At 65.8% G+C, this 18,208-nt stretch carries 18 protein-coding genes; 2 read left to right on the top strand and 16 right to left on the bottom strand.

The genetic code is table 11. The features are described 5' to 3' along the window. Positions 1-58: 58 nt before the first annotated feature. The 6 genes from TK90_RS12270 to dksA all read right to left on the bottom strand — a co-directional run bounded on the left by TK90_RS12270 (position 59) and on the right by dksA (position 5,410). Entirely contained in the window at positions 59-1,186 is a 1,128-nt protein-coding gene (locus TK90_RS12270; protein ID WP_049772247.1) for a sugar-transfer associated ATP-grasp domain-containing protein, read from the bottom strand. Between the two features lie 233 nt (positions 1,187-1,419). Continuing rightward, positions 1,420-2,379, bottom strand: a complete 960-nt coding sequence (locus TK90_RS12265) for a YafY family protein (protein ID WP_012983806.1) — start codon at positions 2,377-2,379, stop codon at positions 1,420-1,422. A gap of 4 nt (positions 2,380-2,383) precedes the next feature. Beyond that, positions 2,384-2,836, bottom strand: coding sequence for a hypothetical protein (locus tag TK90_RS15275; RefSeq protein WP_012983805.1), 453 nt, complete (start codon positions 2,834-2,836; stop codon positions 2,384-2,386). 214 nt (positions 2,837-3,050) lie between these two features. After that, positions 3,051-3,698, bottom strand: coding sequence for a DUF1826 domain-containing protein (locus TK90_RS12260; protein ID WP_012983804.1), 648 nt, complete (start codon positions 3,696-3,698; stop codon positions 3,051-3,053). Next, complete coding sequence (gene zigA, locus TK90_RS12255; RefSeq protein WP_012983803.1) at positions 3,695-4,945, bottom strand: zinc metallochaperone GTPase ZigA; 1,251 nt, start codon at positions 4,943-4,945, stop codon at positions 3,695-3,697. The genes TK90_RS12260 and zigA overlap by 4 nt, the downstream gene beginning before the upstream one ends. Before the next feature lie 63 nt (positions 4,946-5,008). Further along, positions 5,009-5,410: an RNA polymerase-binding protein DksA gene (dksA, locus tag TK90_RS12250; protein WP_012983802.1), complete on the bottom strand. Its 402-nt coding sequence runs from the start codon at positions 5,408-5,410 to the stop codon at positions 5,009-5,011. A 115-nt stretch (positions 5,411-5,525) separates the two neighbouring features. Between dksA and folE2 the strand changes: the two genes are divergently transcribed. After that, entirely contained in the window at positions 5,526-6,470 is a 945-nt protein-coding gene (gene folE2, locus TK90_RS12245) for a GTP cyclohydrolase FolE2 (RefSeq protein WP_012983801.1), read from the top strand. Between the two features lie 253 nt (positions 6,471-6,723). Here the strand turns inward: folE2 and TK90_RS12240 are convergent, their stop codons facing one another. The 10 genes from TK90_RS12240 to TK90_RS12195 all read right to left on the bottom strand — a co-directional run bounded on the left by TK90_RS12240 (position 6,724) and on the right by TK90_RS12195 (position 15,692). Then, the gene (locus tag TK90_RS12240; RefSeq protein ID WP_012983800.1) at positions 6,724-7,584 is read right to left on the bottom strand and encodes a class I SAM-dependent methyltransferase; all 861 of its coding nucleotides are present in this window, start codon (positions 7,582-7,584) and stop codon (positions 6,724-6,726) included. 40 nt (positions 7,585-7,624) lie between these two features. Continuing rightward, positions 7,625-8,395, bottom strand: a complete 771-nt coding sequence (locus TK90_RS12235; RefSeq protein WP_012983799.1) for a metal ABC transporter permease — start codon at positions 8,393-8,395, stop codon at positions 7,625-7,627. Then, on the bottom strand, positions 8,385-8,993 hold the full coding sequence (locus tag TK90_RS12230; RefSeq protein ID WP_012983798.1) for an ATP-binding cassette domain-containing protein: 609 nt from the start codon (positions 8,991-8,993) through the stop codon (positions 8,385-8,387). Before TK90_RS12230 ends, TK90_RS12235 begins: the two co-directional genes overlap by 11 nt. 89 nt (positions 8,994-9,082) lie before the next feature. Continuing rightward, positions 9,083-10,009 carry a metal ABC transporter substrate-binding protein gene (locus tag TK90_RS12225; protein ID WP_012983797.1) on the bottom strand — a complete coding sequence of 309 codons (927 nt, stop codon included), beginning with the start codon at positions 10,007-10,009 and terminating at the stop codon, positions 9,083-9,085. A gap of 83 nt (positions 10,010-10,092) precedes the next feature. Then, complete coding sequence (locus TK90_RS12220) at positions 10,093-11,421, bottom strand: hypothetical protein (protein WP_012983796.1); 1,329 nt, start codon at positions 11,419-11,421, stop codon at positions 10,093-10,095. A gap of 127 nt (positions 11,422-11,548) precedes the next feature. After that, positions 11,549-12,055 (bottom strand): DNA-deoxyinosine glycosylase, encoded by a 507-nt coding sequence (locus TK90_RS12215; RefSeq protein ID WP_012983795.1) that lies wholly within the window; start codon positions 12,053-12,055, stop codon positions 11,549-11,551. Positions 12,056-12,060: 5 nt separating this feature from the next. Beyond that, entirely contained in the window at positions 12,061-12,531 is a 471-nt protein-coding gene (locus TK90_RS12210) for a transcriptional repressor (RefSeq protein ID WP_012983794.1), read from the bottom strand. A 62-nt stretch (positions 12,532-12,593) separates the two neighbouring features. Then, positions 12,594-13,649, bottom strand: a complete 1,056-nt coding sequence (locus TK90_RS12205; RefSeq protein ID WP_012983793.1) for an alpha-L-glutamate ligase-like protein — start codon at positions 13,647-13,649, stop codon at positions 12,594-12,596. Position 13,650: 1 nt separating this feature from the next. Continuing rightward, positions 13,651-15,201, bottom strand: coding sequence for an inactive transglutaminase family protein (locus TK90_RS12200; RefSeq protein ID WP_012983792.1), 1,551 nt, complete (start codon positions 15,199-15,201; stop codon positions 13,651-13,653). Next, on the bottom strand, positions 15,198-15,692 hold the full coding sequence (locus tag TK90_RS12195) for an ATP-dependent zinc protease (protein WP_018139442.1): 495 nt from the start codon (positions 15,690-15,692) through the stop codon (positions 15,198-15,200). Before TK90_RS12195 ends, TK90_RS12200 begins: the two co-directional genes overlap by 4 nt. 152 nt (positions 15,693-15,844) lie before the next feature. Between TK90_RS12195 and ppsA the strand changes: the two genes are divergently transcribed. Continuing rightward, entirely contained in the window at positions 15,845-18,205 is a 2,361-nt protein-coding gene (ppsA, locus tag TK90_RS12190; protein ID WP_012983790.1) for a phosphoenolpyruvate synthase, read from the top strand. Positions 18,206-18,208: the final 3 nt, after the last annotated feature.

Here is an 18,208-nt window from a genome sequence, read left to right as displayed (position 1 = left end):
CGTTGTAGCACCGGGGGTGGCTCACAGGATGAGCCACCGGACCTGAGGGCGTTTTCGCTCAGGCGGGTTTGGGCCGGGCCTTGGCAGTCATGGGGGCCTTGACCTTGTTGCCGGGAGGGTCTTGCAGGGGAGGAGTTGCGGGGACGGGGCGTTGTTCCGGCGGGCGCCAGAGGTGTTCCCAGCCGAGGCCGGTGAAACAGGGACCCATGGCGGCTTCGGCGAAGGTGATGGCCGGCAATCGTGCATTCCACTCGAGCAGGCGAACCTCGCCCTGACGGCTGATGGCGACATCCCAGCCGATGCAGCCGACATGGGGGATCCGGTTGTGGAGTTTCTCCACGACCGAGACGGCCTCACGGAAGGCGGGGGTCTCGAGACCCGCGAACATGATGTCGGATACGGGGTGACGTTCTGTCTCGGTCCAGTCAGGGAGATAGCCGAAGGCGCCCAGGCGTCCGCTCTCGACCGAGACGGGGATGTACAGTTCTTCCAGTTCCCCCGTGGCACGATTCAGCGGAATACAGAAATCGGCCGCCTGCGGAGCGTGCTGGTTGGGGTCGATACCCGTGCGCAGGAATGCGGCACGGGCGCGCGCCCGGCCATCGGAATGCAGGACGGTGGTGATGCGCAGCGTGGTTACAAACCCGGGGGCAATGCGGTCGAACAGTTCATGCTGGACCACGAATTCCTGCAGGGTGCCGTCGGGTAGCTTGCGCAGGCGTTCCCGGTCCAGTGTCCGGGCGTCCAGCAACATCACCCCGCTGCTCTCGCGGCCGCCGTCCGGTTTGAACACGACACGACTGGAATGGCGGAACAGCGTGTGCTCCCAGGCGTCGTCCGGGATCGGGCGAAAAGACGGAGACATCAGCCGACCGTTCATCACGTGGGCGCGATCGGGAAAGTGCGGGCTGCGAAAGAGATGCCGCGAGAGCGAGCGGATGCTGGAGATCTGGCCCGCCTTGCGGTTGATGGTCGGCAATACCACCTGACTGTAGTAGTTGCCGGGAATCCAGCCCTCGCGAAATTCTCCGGCCACGGCCGCGTACACCTGAAGCCAGTCGGCATAGCCGTTCCAGCCGAGCACTTCGGTTGCGTATTCTCGCGTCTGGCGGCGGATGGAGCGGGGCAGGCGCCCCTTTTGTCGCTCGATTGGCCGCAGCAGCTTCGTCGCCTCCCTGCGGTGCACCCGGTAAAGCCGGTAGCGGCCATAACGCCTTTTCCATGAATGATATGCGCGCCACACTCCTGAATCCCTTGGTCGTTTTTAGACGCTGTCCACGTACATGGCGAATGCTAGGAGGCGCGAGACGTTGCCGTCTCGATCAAAGTTCACAGAACGCCTGTGTGGATCAGCGGTGTATGCGGATTTTGTGATCCCGAGGGAACGCGTCGGGCTCGCGGATCGCCAAACGCAGAGCGTTACGGGTACTGGCGGGCCGCTTCCCTGAGGGCTTTGGCGACACGCGTACGCAGGCTATCGGGCGCAAGCACCTCGACGCCGGGTCCGTGGCGCAGGATTTCCTGGATCAGCTCGGTGGGGTCTGCGTAGGGGATACGCAGGCGGTAGGCCTTGCCCTCGTATTCGCCGATCTGGTCCGGGTGCCAGGTCTCGTCGGCCACCCAGCGGGCGTGCTCCGGGGTGAAGCGCAGCTCGGCCCATTCCTGCGCCGGGCCGGTGAAGATGCCGAAGGCCGATCCGGTGTGGGCCTCCAGCGTGGGCTCGTCGATATCGCGGTAGGGGCCCTCGGTCGGGGTTGTCGAACGGATGCGTTCCAGGGCAAAGGTGCGCAGATCCTGCGCCTGCTCGCACCAGGCGATCAGATACCAGTTGTCGCGGTAATAGAGCAGGCGCTGTGGATGTACCACGCGCTGGGTCGCTGTGTCGCGGGCGCGGCCGTGGTACTCGATCGCGATCGGCTGTTCGTCCAGGGTCGCGGCGGCCACGGCCTGAAAACCCTCGCTGCGCCCGCCCCGCTGCGCCAGCGGCTGGATGCGGATGCGACGGCGCACGGCGTCCGGCTGGTGCCCCCCACTGGCGAGGAGCTCGCGGATGCGTTCCTTCAGCGGGCCCAGCGTGGGTGCCAGCAAACCCGGCTGCACATCTTCCAGCAGCTGCTCCATGGTCAGCAGTGCCAGCAATTCAGACTCGTTGAACCACAGCCCGGGCAGTTCGAAGGCCGGGGCGTCATGGGCATAGCGGTAGCCGTTGGCCTGCGGGTCGTATTCGATCGGCGCCTGCATGAAATCGCGCATGTACTCGATGTCGCGCTTGATGGTTGCGCGCGAGACCTCGAGCCGTTCCATCAGGTCCGCCAGCGACGGCGGGCGCCGCGCCTGCAGCAGGCGGTGCAGATGAAAGATGCGTTCGGCGCGGTTCACCGGGTCAGTAGGGGGAAGGGCATTTTCGGAACGCTAAGCGCAACGATGGTCGTTGCGCAATATCATGGGCCTTGTGGCGGACCGGAACGCTTCGGGTCGAGCCAATGAGCTGGAGGTTTCGGGACCGGCCGTCGGGTTGGTGTGGTGCTTCACTGGTCGCGAGCTGTTCGAGCGGGCACTGAGACGGCGCCGAAGCTGCGCACTGTGAGACGCGCGGCCGATTGCGCCGGCACACGGTAAGCCCTTCCAGACATGCTTCCAGTATGAGCTCGCGAATCGTTTCATGTTCGGATTTCCGGGAGCGTGGTCCGCAGCATTCGTCCGGCGCGATCGTGCCGGATTCGAACAGGTGGTGCAGATCGTCTCCCTGCCACTGGGCGATGACGCGGCGTGAGGCGCTGTCGACGATCCGCAGCGAAGGGTGGGTGCGTTCCAGCCAGGCATCCAGGGTGAACATTCGAGACCTCCTAAAGGAAATGAGAAGCGTTCGCAATTGAAGGTTGACGAAAGACGACGCACGGGTCAAGTGGCTTTCCGGCTTTTTGTGAACAACACAGGTCCGCCTCTGGGGCTGCCATGGGGGAGAGCGGCGACTCCGGCCCCTCGCGCCCGGGAGGTTGCTGCTTGCAGCTTTCAGTGGGGCAGGTCCCGCGCGATACCGGAGACAAACGCTATGGATAGTCCAGACGGAGCGCGAGGCGGCGCTGGCCCGCGGGAACGGGTGGCGATCGATGCACCGCGCCGCGCCCATTTTCCGACGCGTAGCGTTTGCCCTTCATCAGGATGGCCTGTCCGGCTTCGGTGATTAACGGGGGGCGCCCGCCTAGCACGCCCTCGTTGTCGTTCTGTTGCAGTCGTTCGCGGTTCAGATGTCGCTCGTCCGCGTACTCGGTCCCGGGCCCGAAATAGGTGCATAACATGCGAAGGACATTGTTGTCCACATGGAACAGGCGGCAGGGCTGATGATCGAGGACTTCAAGCTGAATGCTGATGCTGACCGCGCTCGCAACGATGGCGAATGCGCGGGCGAGATGCTCAATGTCCCGGCCCAGCAGATGGACCTGGAACGGGGGCTGTCCGGTGGCTTCCAGGAGCCGGAGCCGTACCTGGTCGGGACGGCAGCGGATATCCAGCAGCATACCCGGCTCGGTACTGGCCAGGGCTTCCGACTGAGTCGACAGGGCCAGGTCCAGTGGTCGTCTCCAGATCAGTGCATTGACCTCTTCACGGTGGATGCCCAGGAGCTCCCTGGACTGGTCGACGAAGCGATGACGACTGGAGGGCCCGGGGCGATGTGCGGATTGGTTTTTCGGACTCATGCGGATGAAACCTCTCGGGTCCGGGATTCTTCCGGCGATCCCTCGGGCTCGTCCGAAAGGCGCCAGACCGGAAACGGGTCCTCGAAGTGCTGCCATTGCTGCGGGCCCGCCGCCATTTCGTCGTCGGTGAGCAGGCAGGCATCGAGACGCTGGCGCATGGCGTCTGCGTCCATTTTTATACCGATCAGTACGATCTCCTGGCGGCGATCGCCGAAACGTTCGTCCCATACTGGCGCTATGGCCGTGTCCCACCAGTCCTCGTTAGTGGGACGTTTCTCCGGCGGTACGGCGGCCCACCAGAAGCCGGCGGCGTGATGCGTCAACGCGCCGCCGGCCTGCGACAGTGTGCCGGCCCAGTCCGGGCGCGAGGCCAGCCAGAACCAGCCCTTGCTGCGGATCACGCCGGGCCACTCCTGGTGCAGCAGGTCAAAGAAGCGGGCCGGGTGGAACGGGCGATTCACCCGATACACGATGCTCGAGATCCCGTATTCCTCGGTTTCCGGCGTGTGTCCGCCCATCATCTCCTGCGCCCAGCCAGCGGCCTGCGATGCGCGGTCGAAGTCGAAGCGGCCGGTGCCCAGAAGCAGTTCGAGGGGAACGTTGCCATGGGTGGCCTCGATCACATGCGCTTCGCGGTTCAGGCCGCGGACCACGCCGCGAACGGTCGCGAGTTCATCGGGCGTCGCGCGGTCCACCTTGTTGATGATGATGACATCTGCAAACTCCATTTGATCCACCAGAAGGTCGACGACGGTGCGCTCGTCCTCCTCGCCCAGTGATTCACCCCGATCCCCTAGATAATCGGTGGAGGCATAGTCCTTCAGCAGAGCGCCGGCGTCGACGACGGTCACCATGGTGTCGAGGCGGGCGACATCATCCAGGGACTGACCGTTCTCGTCGCGGAAGGCGAAGGTGGCGGCCACGGGCATGGGCTCGGAAATGCCGGTGGATTCGATGACCAGGTAGTCGTATTGCCCGGATTCGGCGAGGCGGCGCACCTCCACCAGCAGGTCGTCCCGCAGCGTGCAGCAGATGCAGCCGTTGGTCATCTCGACCATGCGGGCATCGGTACGGGTGACGGCATCCTGGCCGCCGCGCACCAGGGCGCTGTCGATGTTGACCTCGCTCATGTCGTTGACGATGACCGCGACGCGCAGCCCCGACTGGTTGTGCAGGATGTTGTTGAGCAGCGTGGTCTTGCCGGCGCCGAGAAAGCCGGAGAGGACGGTGACGGGAAGACGTTTCATTGCTACCTCCAGGGGAAATGCTCGGGCCGCTGGAGCGCGCCCGAGTCGAATGGGGATGCGGCCTCAGCGAACGATTACGTGCTCGGTCTTTTCCTGGCGTTCCTTGACTTCGATGCAGAGGGTCGCCGTGGGACGCGCCAGCAGGCGTGGCAGGCCGATGGGTTCACCGCTCACTTCGCAGTAGCCGTATTCGCCGGTCTGAATACGATCCAGGGCCTGGTCGATCTTTCGCAGCAGGCGTCCCTCGCGTTCCTGTACACGCATGGAGAGGAGCCGGGGCTCCTCCATTGCCGCGCGGTCCAGTTCGTCCGGGGTGCGCTCGTTGTCGAGCAGCCCATCTCGGGCACCCTCGATGTCGGCCAGGATCTCGTCGCGCATTTCGAGCAGGCGCTCGCGGAAGTACGCGAGTTGGGCCTCGCTCATGTAGGCCTCGGCAGGCATGGCCAGCAGTTCGTCGCGGGTCATGGGGTTCCGTCGGTTGCGCTAAGGATGTTATACCATAACGTTTCGATTGAGCCCCGACAACACGGATCGGCCACCGTCCTGTGATGGGGTCGACCCGCCTGCAACAAGGTGTCTTATGTCCTCTACCTGTGTGTCTCCGGTCTCACCGGATACGGAAACCTCCGCGACCGATCCGCTACCGGATATTGCCGCGTCGGCTGCTACGCACGCCTCCGCACTCGACTGGGTGGGTATGGAAGACATCACCCTTCCGCTGTATCTGACCGGCCAGCCAGTGGTCGCCCGGGCCAGCGCGGGGGTGAGCCTCGATGACGCGGGCGCGCGCGGTATCCATATGTCACGGCTCTACAGGGCCCTGCGGCAGCTGGAGTCCCGCGAGCTGGACGTTGCGCGGCTGTGTAACGTGCTCGAGGCGTTTCTGGCTTCGCACGGTGGCCTGTCCAGCGTGGCGGAGGTCCGTCTTGCCGGGGAGCTGCCGCTGGAACGGCCGGCCCTGGTCAGTGCGGCCGCGGGCTGGAAGCGCTACCCGTTCCGGATCGCTGCACGCAGCGAGTCCGGGGCTGTGTCCCTGGAACTGGAGGTTCAGGTGGGCTATTCCTCCACCTGTCCCTGCTCCGCCGCCCTGGCGCGGCAGGCGATCCAGGAGCAGTTCGACCGCGACTTCACACGCTCGGCCGTGGATGCGGCAACCGTGCGCGAATGGCTGGGCCGGGCCGAGGGGATTGTCGCGACGCCCCATAGCCAGCGCAGCGAGGCAACCGTTACGGTCGGTCTGGATCCGCTGATATCGACGCTGCCCCTGCCCGATCTGATCGATGGTGTGGAACAGACGCTGGGCACAGCCCTGCAAACGGCGGTGAAGCGTGTCGACGAGAAGGCCTTCGCGCTCGCCAACGGCCGTAACCTGATGTTCTGCGAAGACGCCGTACGGCGCCTGGACAGCACCCTGCGCCCGGAGTACTCCGCCCGCGGCTATCGCATCCACGTTCGCCATCGCGAGAGTCTGCATGCGCATGACGCGGTCGCCCGTGTTGAACGAAGGGTGACCGACCGTCGCTGAAGCCGTCGGCCCGTTGCGGACCGGCATGCCTGGCGGTGACGACGATGCATAAAAAAGCCGCCGGATTGCATATCCGGCGGCAACGCTTACGGAGGTTGGAGAGACCAAAGGCAGAAAGCCGCCTTTCGTCCTGGCGACACACAGCTGTCCGGGCTGCGCATCTAAATGAGAATCATACGCAACTGTGTATTGGTGTCAACATGCTCGGTCAGTAATGCTGTGTGCCGTTTGGTGAGCCGGTATCGGCTTGAGGCTACTCCGGGTTCGGGAGGGTCTGATGAGGCTGCAGCGGGTCGTGCAGGCCGCGATGCCGGTCGGCCATCGGTTCGGCCACGATCAGGTAGTCTGCGCCGTGTTTCAGCCCCTCCTGGCTGCGGGCCAAAGGCAGGGCGCGTTCACGCAGGACCTCGATCTGGTGGTGCATGGCCTTGGCCAGACCCTCGTCGCTGAAATGCGGCAGCTGCCGCAGGCACAGGTCGAGCTGGCCGTTGACGAACCGTTCGCGATAGTGGATGGGAAAATAGCGGACATCCAGAACCCGGAATCCCGCGATTCCAAGCTGGCGCATGACCCAGGATGATGGATATTCGCGATAGGGCCGATTGCCGGCAATCAGCAGGCAGGCGTCACGCAGGCGTCCGATCTCCCTCACGAGCGCGCCGGCTTCATCTTTCGGTTCCACCAGCACGTAGGGTTCGACGCCCACCAGATACAGCCGGTCGCCCACGTGCGGCCGCAATCGGTGCAGGGCGCGGTCCTGCCAGTAGGGCGCGAAACCTTCGATGGCCCCGATAAAGTAGTCCAGCAGCACCGTGTCAAAGCGTTCACCGAACAGAAGCTGATCCGACATCCAGTTGCCGACCAGGATGCGGTCTTGCCGGCGCCGCGCCGTGCCCGCCGCCTTGCGGGTCGTGCGCGCCATCTCCTGGGAGGCCGTCACCGCCGTCCAGCGCTCGGTATCCAGGCGGCTAATCCACTCGATGGACTTGCGACCCGTCCCGGCATCAAGAAAGCTGCCCCAGGGCTGGTCGCCCTGCGCCTTCTCGATGGCCTGGAAAATCGGCGAAGTGCCATTCGCACTGGTGGATGACGAGTGGGCGGTGTTGGATGTCATGGCGTCAGTCGTTGCTTGCGGTGGGGTGGAACGCGTCGGGTCAGCGCAGCATGGCGGCGAGGCGGGCGCCGAGCGCGAGCATGACGTTGACCAGGACCAGCACCGGTGCGAAGGGCTGATCCAGCGGCAGGCTGATGGTCCAGGCGACAAGGAACCCGAACAGGGCGATGCCCTGCGTCCAGAGCACCAGCCCGGTGAGGTTGCGTGCGAGCCAGGCTGCACCCCAGGCCGGCAGTAGCAGGGTGGCCAGTGCAGCCGGAAGTCCCAGGACCATGCTCCCCAGAACGATAGCGGCGACCAGCCAGACGATTTCGCCGAGATGCTGCCAGACAGCCGGCCTGCTTGCCGCCGACACATCCGGTGCGATCTGCGCATGCAGCCATACGCGGAGGAGCACCGGGACCATCAGGAGGGTCAGCAGGCTCAGACCGGTCGCCGCCCAGAGCTCATTGGGGCCGGCAAAGTAGAGCTGGCCTTCGGCCCAGGCAGCGGCCGCCAGGCTGGCCTGAGCAAAGTTGGCGGCCAGTAGCGTGACCGCCGCCAGGCCGGCGAGGAAAACGGCCAGGGGCAGGCGTTCCCGATCCCGGCTGCGCTGCAGCAGCACCATGATCCCGCCACCCAGCAGCAGCGCCACGGGCAGCACCGGCCAGTGCAGGACCGAGGCGAGAACCCCGCCCACGGCTGCCCATTGCCCCAGGGCCAGCGCCTGCCAGACCGATCCGCGCAGGAACAGACCGGCCCCGGCGAGCGCCAGCACCATGGTGACGAGCACGCCGGCAATGAAGGGTGTCAGCAGCAGGTCACCCGGCATCCAGGTACTCCGCAAGTGGATGGTTCTCCAGGCCGAGCGCCTGCAGGAATTCATCGTCGTGGCTGGTGATCAGCATGCTCGTCTCGGCCGGGACCGCCCTGATCAGTTCCACCGCGTCGGCACGGACCTCGGCATCCAGATGGTTGGCGGGTTCATCCAGCAGGATCAACCGCTGCGCCGACGAGTCTTCACCTCGGCTGGTCAGCACGGCGGCCAGACGCAGAAGTTGCCACTGACCGCCGCTCAAGCAGTCCAGCCGCCGATTCAGCAGGGCCCGAACTCCTTCATGTTCGGGCACGCTGGCCCCCATCGCGCGCAGCCAGTCGTCTCCAGACAGGGGCCAGGGCTGCGGGCGGGCGTGGTCCTGAGCCAGCAGGCTGGGTCGCGTACGGGGGGCGAGTTCAAAACGCCCGCCGTGAACGCGGGCCTGTCCGGTGATGGCTTTCAGCAGTAGCGATTTGCCCACCCCATTGGGTCCGGTCAGGGCCCAGCGGGCACCTGCCGGGATCTCCAGGGACAAAGGCCCGATCACCGGACGGTCGAACCCGAGGAGGGCCGACTGGGAGTGCAGGATGGGCGGGACAGGCTCGGGTGGCATGCAGGTTCGAAAGAATGGGGCGGTGGCCAATGATAACGGACCCGGAAAGTGGCTTTCCGGGTCCGTCGTGACAGCGGCTTCTGCTTTCTTCAGCGCTGGGGCAGGGCCTGCGCCCAGGTGCTCATCAGTTCGAGGTAGCCATCGAGGCCGGAGTCCGCCGGCGGATCCAGCGGTACGGCGTGCGTCGGCCAGCCCAGGTTCCGTTCCAGGAATTCCGCGCCGCGAGGCGGCTGGAACTCGGCGTACAGGACAGTGCCCTCGGTGCCTTCGAGATCGTCCACGAGGCTGCGCAGATGGCGCGCGGTGGGCGGGATCCCCGGCGCCGCTTCCAGATAGCCGACGATCTCGACTGGCAGCCACTCTTCCAGATAGTCGAGGTCCTCGTGGTAGACCACGATGCGCTGGTCAGGCTCCACGCGCTCGGCCAGCTTCTCGGCGTGTTCGCGCAGGCTTTCGGCGGCTGCCTCTGCACGCTGCACGAAGGCCTCGGCGTGATCCGGCCGCAGTTCTCCCATGCGCTGTCCCAGTGCCAGGGCGAGTTCGGCCATACGCAACGGGTCGGCATTGAAATGCGGATTGCCCTCCTCGTGCACGTGGCCCATGTTCGGCCCGTCCATGGTGATGGAACGGCGCAGTTCGACCTTGTCGGCCGCGCGGAAGTGGCCCGGCTGCCCCGAGTTGATTGCACGGTTATTGGCGCCGCGCTGGGCGGCGGGCAGCCAGCCTTCTTCCAGACCGGCGCCCAATTCCAGCAGCATGTCGGCCCGGCGCAGGGCGGCCATGAAGCTGGGGCGGGCATCCAGGTAATGTGCGTCGCGGTCCGGCGGCGCGAGCACGCGGACCTCGGCCTCGTCGCCTCCGATCTCGCGGGCCAGGGCACCGAGGCTGGATGTAGTGGCCACGATGTTCAGTCCGGCGGCTGCCTGCGCGGGTAGCAGGATGAAGGTGAGTGCCGCCACCGAGGCCACGGCGGCGAGGGTCCGGGTGATACGGGTGCGAGTCTTGCTAAAGGACATGCGGGACTCCTGGTCATTTCGGGATACGGATGGGGCCGACAGGGCATCAACGGTCCTGCCGACCCTGAACGACGCGATACTGATCAGAAGCGGTGGGCGCCGTGCGCGCCGAGGGCCACGTTCAGCTGCAGCATGAATTCCAGCCCGCGGTCGCGATCACCGTCCTCGTCGACGAAGTCGTTCTGCGACAGCTGCGCGCGCAGGAATACCGGCTCCACGGGGCGGAAGGTGACCTGGGCGGAGTGGCGGTAGCTCGTGCCAAAAGAGGGCTCCGCAAAGTTGCGCTCGCTGCCTTCGTTGGTGGGCAGCCCGCGATTGGTCAGGCCCAGGGCCTCGGAACGCAGGCCGGCCTCCCAGCGTGGGGCGAAGCCGTACACCCCCTGGATATAGAGACCATCCTGGCGCGCCTTGCCGCTACCCTGGGCGTTGCCGGCGATGGTGGTCTGGTCTTCGCGACGCTGGTAGTCGACGTCGATCTCGCGATAGAAGTACTCGCCCTGCAGCCGCCAGTCGCCGTGCCCGTAGGCGCGGCCCGAGCTGTACTTGTAGACGGCGTCCAGCCCGGCGAACCAGGCATCGCCATCCCATTCCTCCAGGCCGGAGCCATGCTCGGTCTCTTCCTGCCAGGTGTTTGCGTAGCCGCCGGAGACGCCAAACTGCATGGCGTGATCCGGTCCCAGATCCGGGCCGAACTTGGCGAATGCGGTAACGAGCCGGGGTCCCGAGACATCCGAGAACGAGGATCGAATGTCGTCCCCGGCGTTGGTGGTATGCGTGCCGCCGCCGCCCTGATAGGGGATAAAGCTGTTGTCGCCCTGAAGCAGTTCCACCCCGAGCTGGATGTAGGTCTCGGTCGGAGCGAGCCAGGTGGCCTGAACGCCAGTTTCCTGCAGTCCGTGGTCGCCGAACAGATATTCGTTGACCAGCGGGCGGTCGACGAAGTCCCAGTCATGGACGTGGCGGCTGTTGATGTAGCCGATGTCCGACAGGAATTTACCTGCCTTGACCTGGAAGCCGCCGGGCAGGGCTCGGGTGGTCAGGTAGGCCTCTTCGACTTCAACATGGTCCTCGTCGAAACCGATCATCAGCACGCCATCGAACAGATCGCCGAGGTTGGCCTCGAACACCAGCTCGCTGTGCCCGAGGTTGAAGCCGTCGTCGAACCCGTGGTCATGCCCGTTTCCGTGGTCGTGCCCATGGTCATGGCCGTCATCGAAGCCGGCTGGGTCGCTGATCCCGCGGGACATCTCGTTGTAGTAGACCCCTTCCAGGATCAATGAGATATCCAGCCCCCAGTTGCGGTCTCCCGCGCGCGTCTCCCACTGCTGGGCGGTGGCGGCGGTCGGCACGGCGAGTGCCAGGGCGGTCAGTCCGCCCAGGGCGGGACGGAGCAGGTGTGTGTTGTGCGGCATGACGGACTCCCAAACATGTATAGACACGCCGAAGGCCTCGGCGTGAATAAATTGTTATATCGTTACACGACGATGTCACGTTATAAGATAACGTTCTGGGGCGCAACCCCGACGGCGGCCGGAGGGACTACAGGTGCCTGGGAATCCCGACGCTTGTCAGGGCTTTGGCCCAGACCTCGAGCTTGGCCTCGAAGCTCCAGCGGGCGTTGGCCGGACTGGTCGATGGCAGGCGCAGGGCCTCGACGCCGAGTGCCCGGGTTTCGTGCAGACGGCGTGCGCTTTCCGCGCCGTTGTGCAGGGCGAGGCGCAGTTCCGGCGCTTCCCGTGTCAGCCGCGTGAGGTCGTTGGGTACGGCGGCACGGATGGCGCTGTCCAGGCTGCCCTCGCGCCGACAGGTGCCGTAGACATCCCAGAGGCCGATGCGGTGCGTGAGCAGGCGCTGGATGCGTTCGGGGTATTCAAGATCGGGGAAGGGCTCGCCGAGGATGGCGGCCATGATCGGCCAGAACTGGTTGCGCGGATTCGCGTAGTACGCCTGTGCCTGGAGGGAAGCTACGCCGGGGAAGCTGCCCAGCACGACGGCGCGGGTGCGGGTGTCCAGGACCGGGGGAAATGCCTGGAGGGTGGCGGGCACGGCAGTCAGGCGTTACGGCAGTCCGCGCAGTGCCCGTGCAGCTCGACCATGCGCGAGTCGATCGCAAAGCCCTGGGCGGTGGCCTGGGCTTCGAGTGCCTGGGTGGCTGGCTCCGGGGTATGGAACTCGGTGATCTGGCCGCAGCCGTCACAGATCATCAGCGCGGATTCATGGCGCTCACCCGGGTGGGAACAGGCGACGAAGCCGTTCAGGCTCTCGATGCGGTGGATCAGGCCCTGCTCCAGCAGGAAGGCCAGGGTCCGGTAGACCGTTGGTGGCTTGATGCTGTGGTCATCCGAGGACAGCGCATGGATCAGGTCGTAGGCCTTGATCACGCCGTCGGTGCGCAGGATCTGTTCGAGGATGCGGCGGCGCTGCTCGGTCAGCCGCGCACCGCGTCGGGTGCAGACACGCTCGGCGTCCGCCAGTGCCTGGTCGATATCTGCCGGACTGTGGGAATGCGCTGTCGAGGTCATGGGGCCTAGGATAGCGGAAAGTGGCTCGGGCCTCTCGGCGTTGGTCGAGGGCCCCTGCCTCGCTAGCGCCGCTCGATCTCTGTTGAATCTGCGTCTTGCGCCGCGGGGGTGGCCGAGGCGGCATCCGCAGGCGCCGCTTGCGTCGCTTCGTGACGCGCAAAGACCCCGGCTGCCCAGCGCGCGCGCTGCTCGGGCGGTTCGGTGCCGTCGCGCCCGACCAGGTGCGCGTCCACCGCGAGCAGCCGGCTCTCCAGTCCCTCGCCATTGGCGATCTGGATCGCAAGCCCGGGGCGGGCATTGAGTTCGAGAATCAGGGGGCCGCGGTCCTGATCGATCACGACGTCCACGCCCAGATAGCCCAGTTTGCTCAGTTCGTAACAGCCTGACGCCAGCTGCATCAGTTCATTCCAGCCGGGGATTTCCAGCCCGACAATCGAGTGTTCGGTGTCGGGGTGTTCCCAGATGGGCCGGTTGTGCTGCACGCCGCCGATGGTCCTGCCGGAAGCCAGGTCGATCCCGGTGCCGACCGCACCCTGGTGCAGGTTGGCCTTGCCGTCGGAGTCCTGGGTGGGCAGGCGCATCATGGCCATGACCGGGTACCCCCGGTAGACAACGGTCCGGATGTCGGGCACGCCACGATAGGTGATCTGGTCGAAGGCCGAGGAGAACCGGACCCGCTGCTCGACCATCGCGACGTCGGGACGTCCGCCCAGGCTGTACATCCCGGAGAGGATGTTGGAACAGTGGTCGTGCAGCTCGTTCATCTCCATCGTGCGACCGCTGGCGCGCCGCAGCCGATCCCCGCGCCAGCCGGTAATGACCAGGATGCCGTCGCCGGCGGCCCCGTGCGCCGGCTTGATCACGAAGCCGTCGGGATAGGCGCGCAGCAGCCGCTCGAGTTTGCGAATCTCGTGATGCGAACGGACGACCCCGTAGAGTTCGGGCACCGAAAGGCCGGCATCCAGGGCGAGGCGCTTGGTCTCCAGCTTGTCGTCCACCCGCGGGTAGAACCGTCGGTGGTTGTACTGGGCGATGAAGCGGGCGTTGCGCGCGTTCATCCCCACAATGCCCTGCTCGCGCAGGGTCCGTGGGAGCACGAAGCGTGGCAGCCAGCCCATGCTAGCGATCCTCCGAGCGTCTGGAGGGCTGCATGGCCTCCTGCATGCGGCCGAAACGGAACAGCTCGCTCAGGCGATAGCCCGTGTAGCGCCCGAGCAGCAGGGTCATCGCCAGCAGTACCAGCAGCAGTTCGGGGAATACGAACAACAGGTGTTCCAGGTGGCGATTGGCCATCAGCCCATAGGCGGCGGCGGCCACGGCCAGGCTGCCGATGCCCTGGGTGATCGCGTCCGATGGACCGTGTTCTTCCCAGACCACGGACATGCGCTCGATCGTCATGGCCAGGATGACCATCGGGAACAGCGACAGCGCGAGCGCCCGCTCGAACCCCAACTGGTGCGAAAGGATGCTGATCCCGAGCATCAGCATGATGACCACGCTGACCACTGCCGCCAGTCGTGGCACGAGCAGTAATCGCAGGTGTTCGAGATAGAAGCGCACGGCCAGGCCGAGCGACACGATCAGGGTGAACAGGATGATCCCGGCCAGCAGCTGCGTCTCGCGAAAGGACAGCGCGATCAGCACCGGCATGAACGTGCCGAATGTCTGGACGCCGATCACGTTGCGCAGGAACACGATGATCATGGCCCCCAGGGGGACCATGAGCAGCACGCGGTAGGTGTTCTGGGTCCCCAGCGGGAGATTCAGGGTGGAGAACTCCATCAACTGGGCGTTGACGGTCTCGCCGAATCGCTGGGCAGTGGTCAGGGCGTCCTGTACGCCCCGCGAGACGGCAAAGCGGACCTCGGCGTCGCGTCCGTTGGAGACCTCCAGCAGGGGCGCGGACCCATGGGCCCAGACGACCACATCGTCCGGGTATTCGATCTCGCCCGACAGCGGGTGAATGGGCACCCAGCGCCGCGTGTTGTGGACCTCGATCCAGGTTTCCGGGCGTATGTCGCGGCGCCCGTCGCGCAGGTGCAACGTGGTGACCATGCGCGCGGGAATCCGGGCCGTGGCCAGGAGTTCGATCAGGGTCTGGCTGCGTTGCACGCGGTCGCTGCCGTCATCGGCGAATACCGCGGCATTCGATGCGGGCGCGGCGTGGGCAAGGTCATTGACCAGCACCGAGGCGAAGGTCTGAATATCCGAAGATCGGCTGCGGACGTCCTCGATCAGCGCATCCGCTGCGGAGCGGTAGGGCTCGGTCCATTCAGGGGCCCCGACGGGGCCTGGGTAGTCAGCGTCCGAGCGGTCATCGCTGTCGCGGTAGAGGGTCGCCCGGTAGTACAGCACCTGTTCTCCGCGCGGCTGCCGTGTGGTCCATTGGGCAATGCGGTCGTCCTGGCCGCGCAGCGTATTCAGGCCATAGCCGCGCGAGACGAAGCCTTCATCCAGGATGGCGAAATTGGGCAGGCGATCCGGGATGCGCAGCTGCACGTTGGCCGCACCGCCGGTGGGCTGATAGCGAACGCGTGCTTCAACCTGCCAGGTCTCGGCCGATGCCCCGGGCATGACGGGCATGTCCAGGGCGATGACCTTGTACGCAAAGATCCCGAGCCCGATCGTGCTCAACAGCACGATCAGGATCGGGAGATGAAAACGTCTCACGAATCGTCGTCTCCGCAGTCGGGCGCGTAGGTATGTTCGGCCCCGGAGTCGACCAGAATATGCCCGGCCAGGTGCGTGCGACCAATGAGGGCCTGATAGGTGAGGTTAGTGCGGTCGATGAGGGTCGTGTCGCCCTTGATGCGCTGGTCGCCGATGCAGAACTCCATCGCGATTACCGGGCGCTCCTGGCTCTCGCCGCTGTGACGGCGGATACGGACGATGCGCTCGACCGGGCGTTCCAGGGTGATATAGGCGTCGTCGTCATCGGGGTCGATGACATCGAAGCGGATCCAGTCCTCGCCGTCGCGCTCGAACTTTTCCTTGTTGAGTGCGTTCAGGGACGATGATGTCGCCCCCGTGTCCAGGCGCGCCTCCAGCACAATCCCCTCGCCCACGATCTCGACATCTTCGACGGTGCCCAGAATGGCCAGGGATGACGGATCTTCCTTCGCGTGTACTGGGGCCAGGGCAAGGGCCAGGCCCAGCAGCATTCCCCCGAAAGCGGTTTTCGTTAAGCTGGACGGAAGGGTTGGGCGTATGGACACGGGGCCTCCTCGGGTATGGGGGACAAAATGGATCCTAGTGTATCCCAGAGGCGTCACGGCCCATGTTAGACAGTTCACAAACCTTCTTGGGAGGCGCGATGCGCTGGGTAGTCGATCTCGACGATCTGAATATGGACGATGTGGCCAGGGTGGGCGGCAAGAACGCCTCCCTGGGCGAGCTTCTGCGCGAGCTGGGGCGGGCGGGTGTGCGCGTGCCCGGCGGGTTCGCGACCACGGCCGACGCCTTCCGCGCGCATCTGGAGCACGAGAACCTCGCTGCCCGGATCAAGGCGCGCCTGGCCGATCTCGACATCAACGACATCGAGGCCCTGCGCGAGGCGGGGCGCGAGGTGCGCGGCTGGATCGAGGCGGCGCCACTGCCGGACGAACTGGAACAGGCGGTGCGCGAGCACTACGCCAAGCTGGGCGATGACGTGCCCGTCGCCGTGCGCTCATCGGCCACCGCCGAGGATCTCCCCGAGGCCTCGTTTGCCGGACAGCAGGAGACGTTTCTGAATGTGCGCGGTATCGATGCGCTGCTCGCGCGCTTGCGCGAGTGCTTCGCCAGCCTCTACAACGACCGCGCGATTGCCTACCGGGTGCACAACAACTTTGCCCACGACGAGGTGGCCCTCAGCGCCGGCGTGCAGCGCATGGTGCGTTCCGATGTCGGGGCGAGCGGGGTGATCTTTACCCTCGACACCGAGAGCGGGTTTCGCGACGCGGTGTTCATCACCGGCGCCTGGGGTCTTGGCGAGACCGTCGTGCAGGGCGCGGTGAACCCGGACGAGTATCAGGTCTACAAGCCGGCACTGGCGGCGGGCAAGCGCGCGATCATCGGTCGCACCCTAGGCACCAAGGCTGTCCGCATGGTCCTGGACGAGGGTGGCACGCGCACCGAAGACACGCCGCGGGACCTGCGCGAGCGCTTCTGCCTCAGCGACGCCGATGCCGAGCAGCTGGGTCGCTTTGCGGTCGCGATCGAGCAGCACTATGGCCGGCCCATGGATATCGAATGGGCCCAGGACGGCGAGACTGGCGAGCTGTTTATCGTGCAGGCGCGCCCGGAGACGGTGGAGAGCCGCGTCGAGCTCGGTGCGGGCGAGCGCTACGAGCTGGCCCCGCACAGCGAGACGCCGCTGGTCACCGGCAGGGCGATCGGCTCGAAGGTCGGTGCCGGGGTCGTCCGTGTGCTGGACTCCCCGGATTCCATGCACACCATGGAGGAGGGCGACATCCTGGTGGCGGACATGACCGACCCGGACTGGGAACCGGTGATGAAGCGCGCCGCCGCGATCGTGACCAATCGCGGCGGGCGCACCTGCCACGCGGCGATCATTGCCCGCGAGATGGGCATCCCGGCGGTGGTCGGCTGCGCCGATGCGACCGAGGCCCTGTCCGATGGCATGGAGGCCACCGTCTCCTGTGCCGAGGGTGACGATGGTCATGTCTACGCCGGGCGGCTCGACTATTCGGTTAAGAAGGCCGATGTCGGCGAGCTGCCGGAGCTGCCCGTCAAGCTGATGCTGAACGTGGCCAATCCGGGGCGCGCCTATGCCTTCGCGCAGCTGCCGCATGCCGGGATCGGGCTCGCACGGCTGGAGTTCATCATCAACGGCACCATCGGCGTGCACCCCCTGGCGTTGCTGGACTATGCCGAGGACCCGGGGCGGCTGGATGCCGATGTGCAGGAACGCATCGCCGAGCGCCTGCGCGGGTTTGACGACGGCCCGCGCGAGTTCTTCGTGCGCAAGCTGTCCGAGGGCATTGCCACACTGGCGGCAGCCTTCGCCCCGGAGCCGGTGATCGTGCGCCTGTCGGACTTCAAGTCCAACGAATACGCCCATCTCATCGGGGGTAAGGGTTACGAGCCGGAGGAGGAGAATCCGATGCTCGGGTTCCGCGGCGCCTCGCGCTATCGCTCCGATACCTTCCGTCCCGCCTTTGCGATGGAGTGCGAGGCCCTTCGCCGCGTACGCGAGGAGATGGGGCTGGACAACGTGCAGATCATGGTCCCGTTCGTGCGCACGCTGACCGAGGCCGAGGACGTGATCCGCGTGCTCGGCGAGGAGGGCCTGCGCCGGGGCGAGAACGGCCTGAAGGTCGTGATGATGTGCGAGATCCCGTCGAACGCCCTGCTGGCCGCACGTTTTCTGGAGCACTTCGACGGCTTTTCCATCGGCTCCAACGACCTGACCCAGCTCACGCTCGGGGTGGACCGCGATTCCGGTCTGGTGGCGGATTCCTTCGACGAGCGGGACGACGCGGTCAAGGCGTTGCTGACCATGGCGATCCGCGCCTCGAAGGAGGCCGGCAAGTATGTGGGCATCTGCGGTCAGGCGCCCTCCGACTACCCCGAGATGGCCGCCTGGCTGATGGACGAGGGCATCGATTCCTTGTCGTTGAACCCGGATGCACTACTCTCCACTTGGGAACAGCTGGCAAAGGTGAAGGGGTAATTC

This window comes from Thioalkalivibrio sp. K90mix (genome assembly GCF_000025545.1).
Classification (GTDB): Bacteria; Pseudomonadota; Gammaproteobacteria; order Ectothiorhodospirales; family Ectothiorhodospiraceae; genus Thioalkalivibrio.
This window is presented reverse-complemented; position numbering and strand designations above follow the sequence as displayed.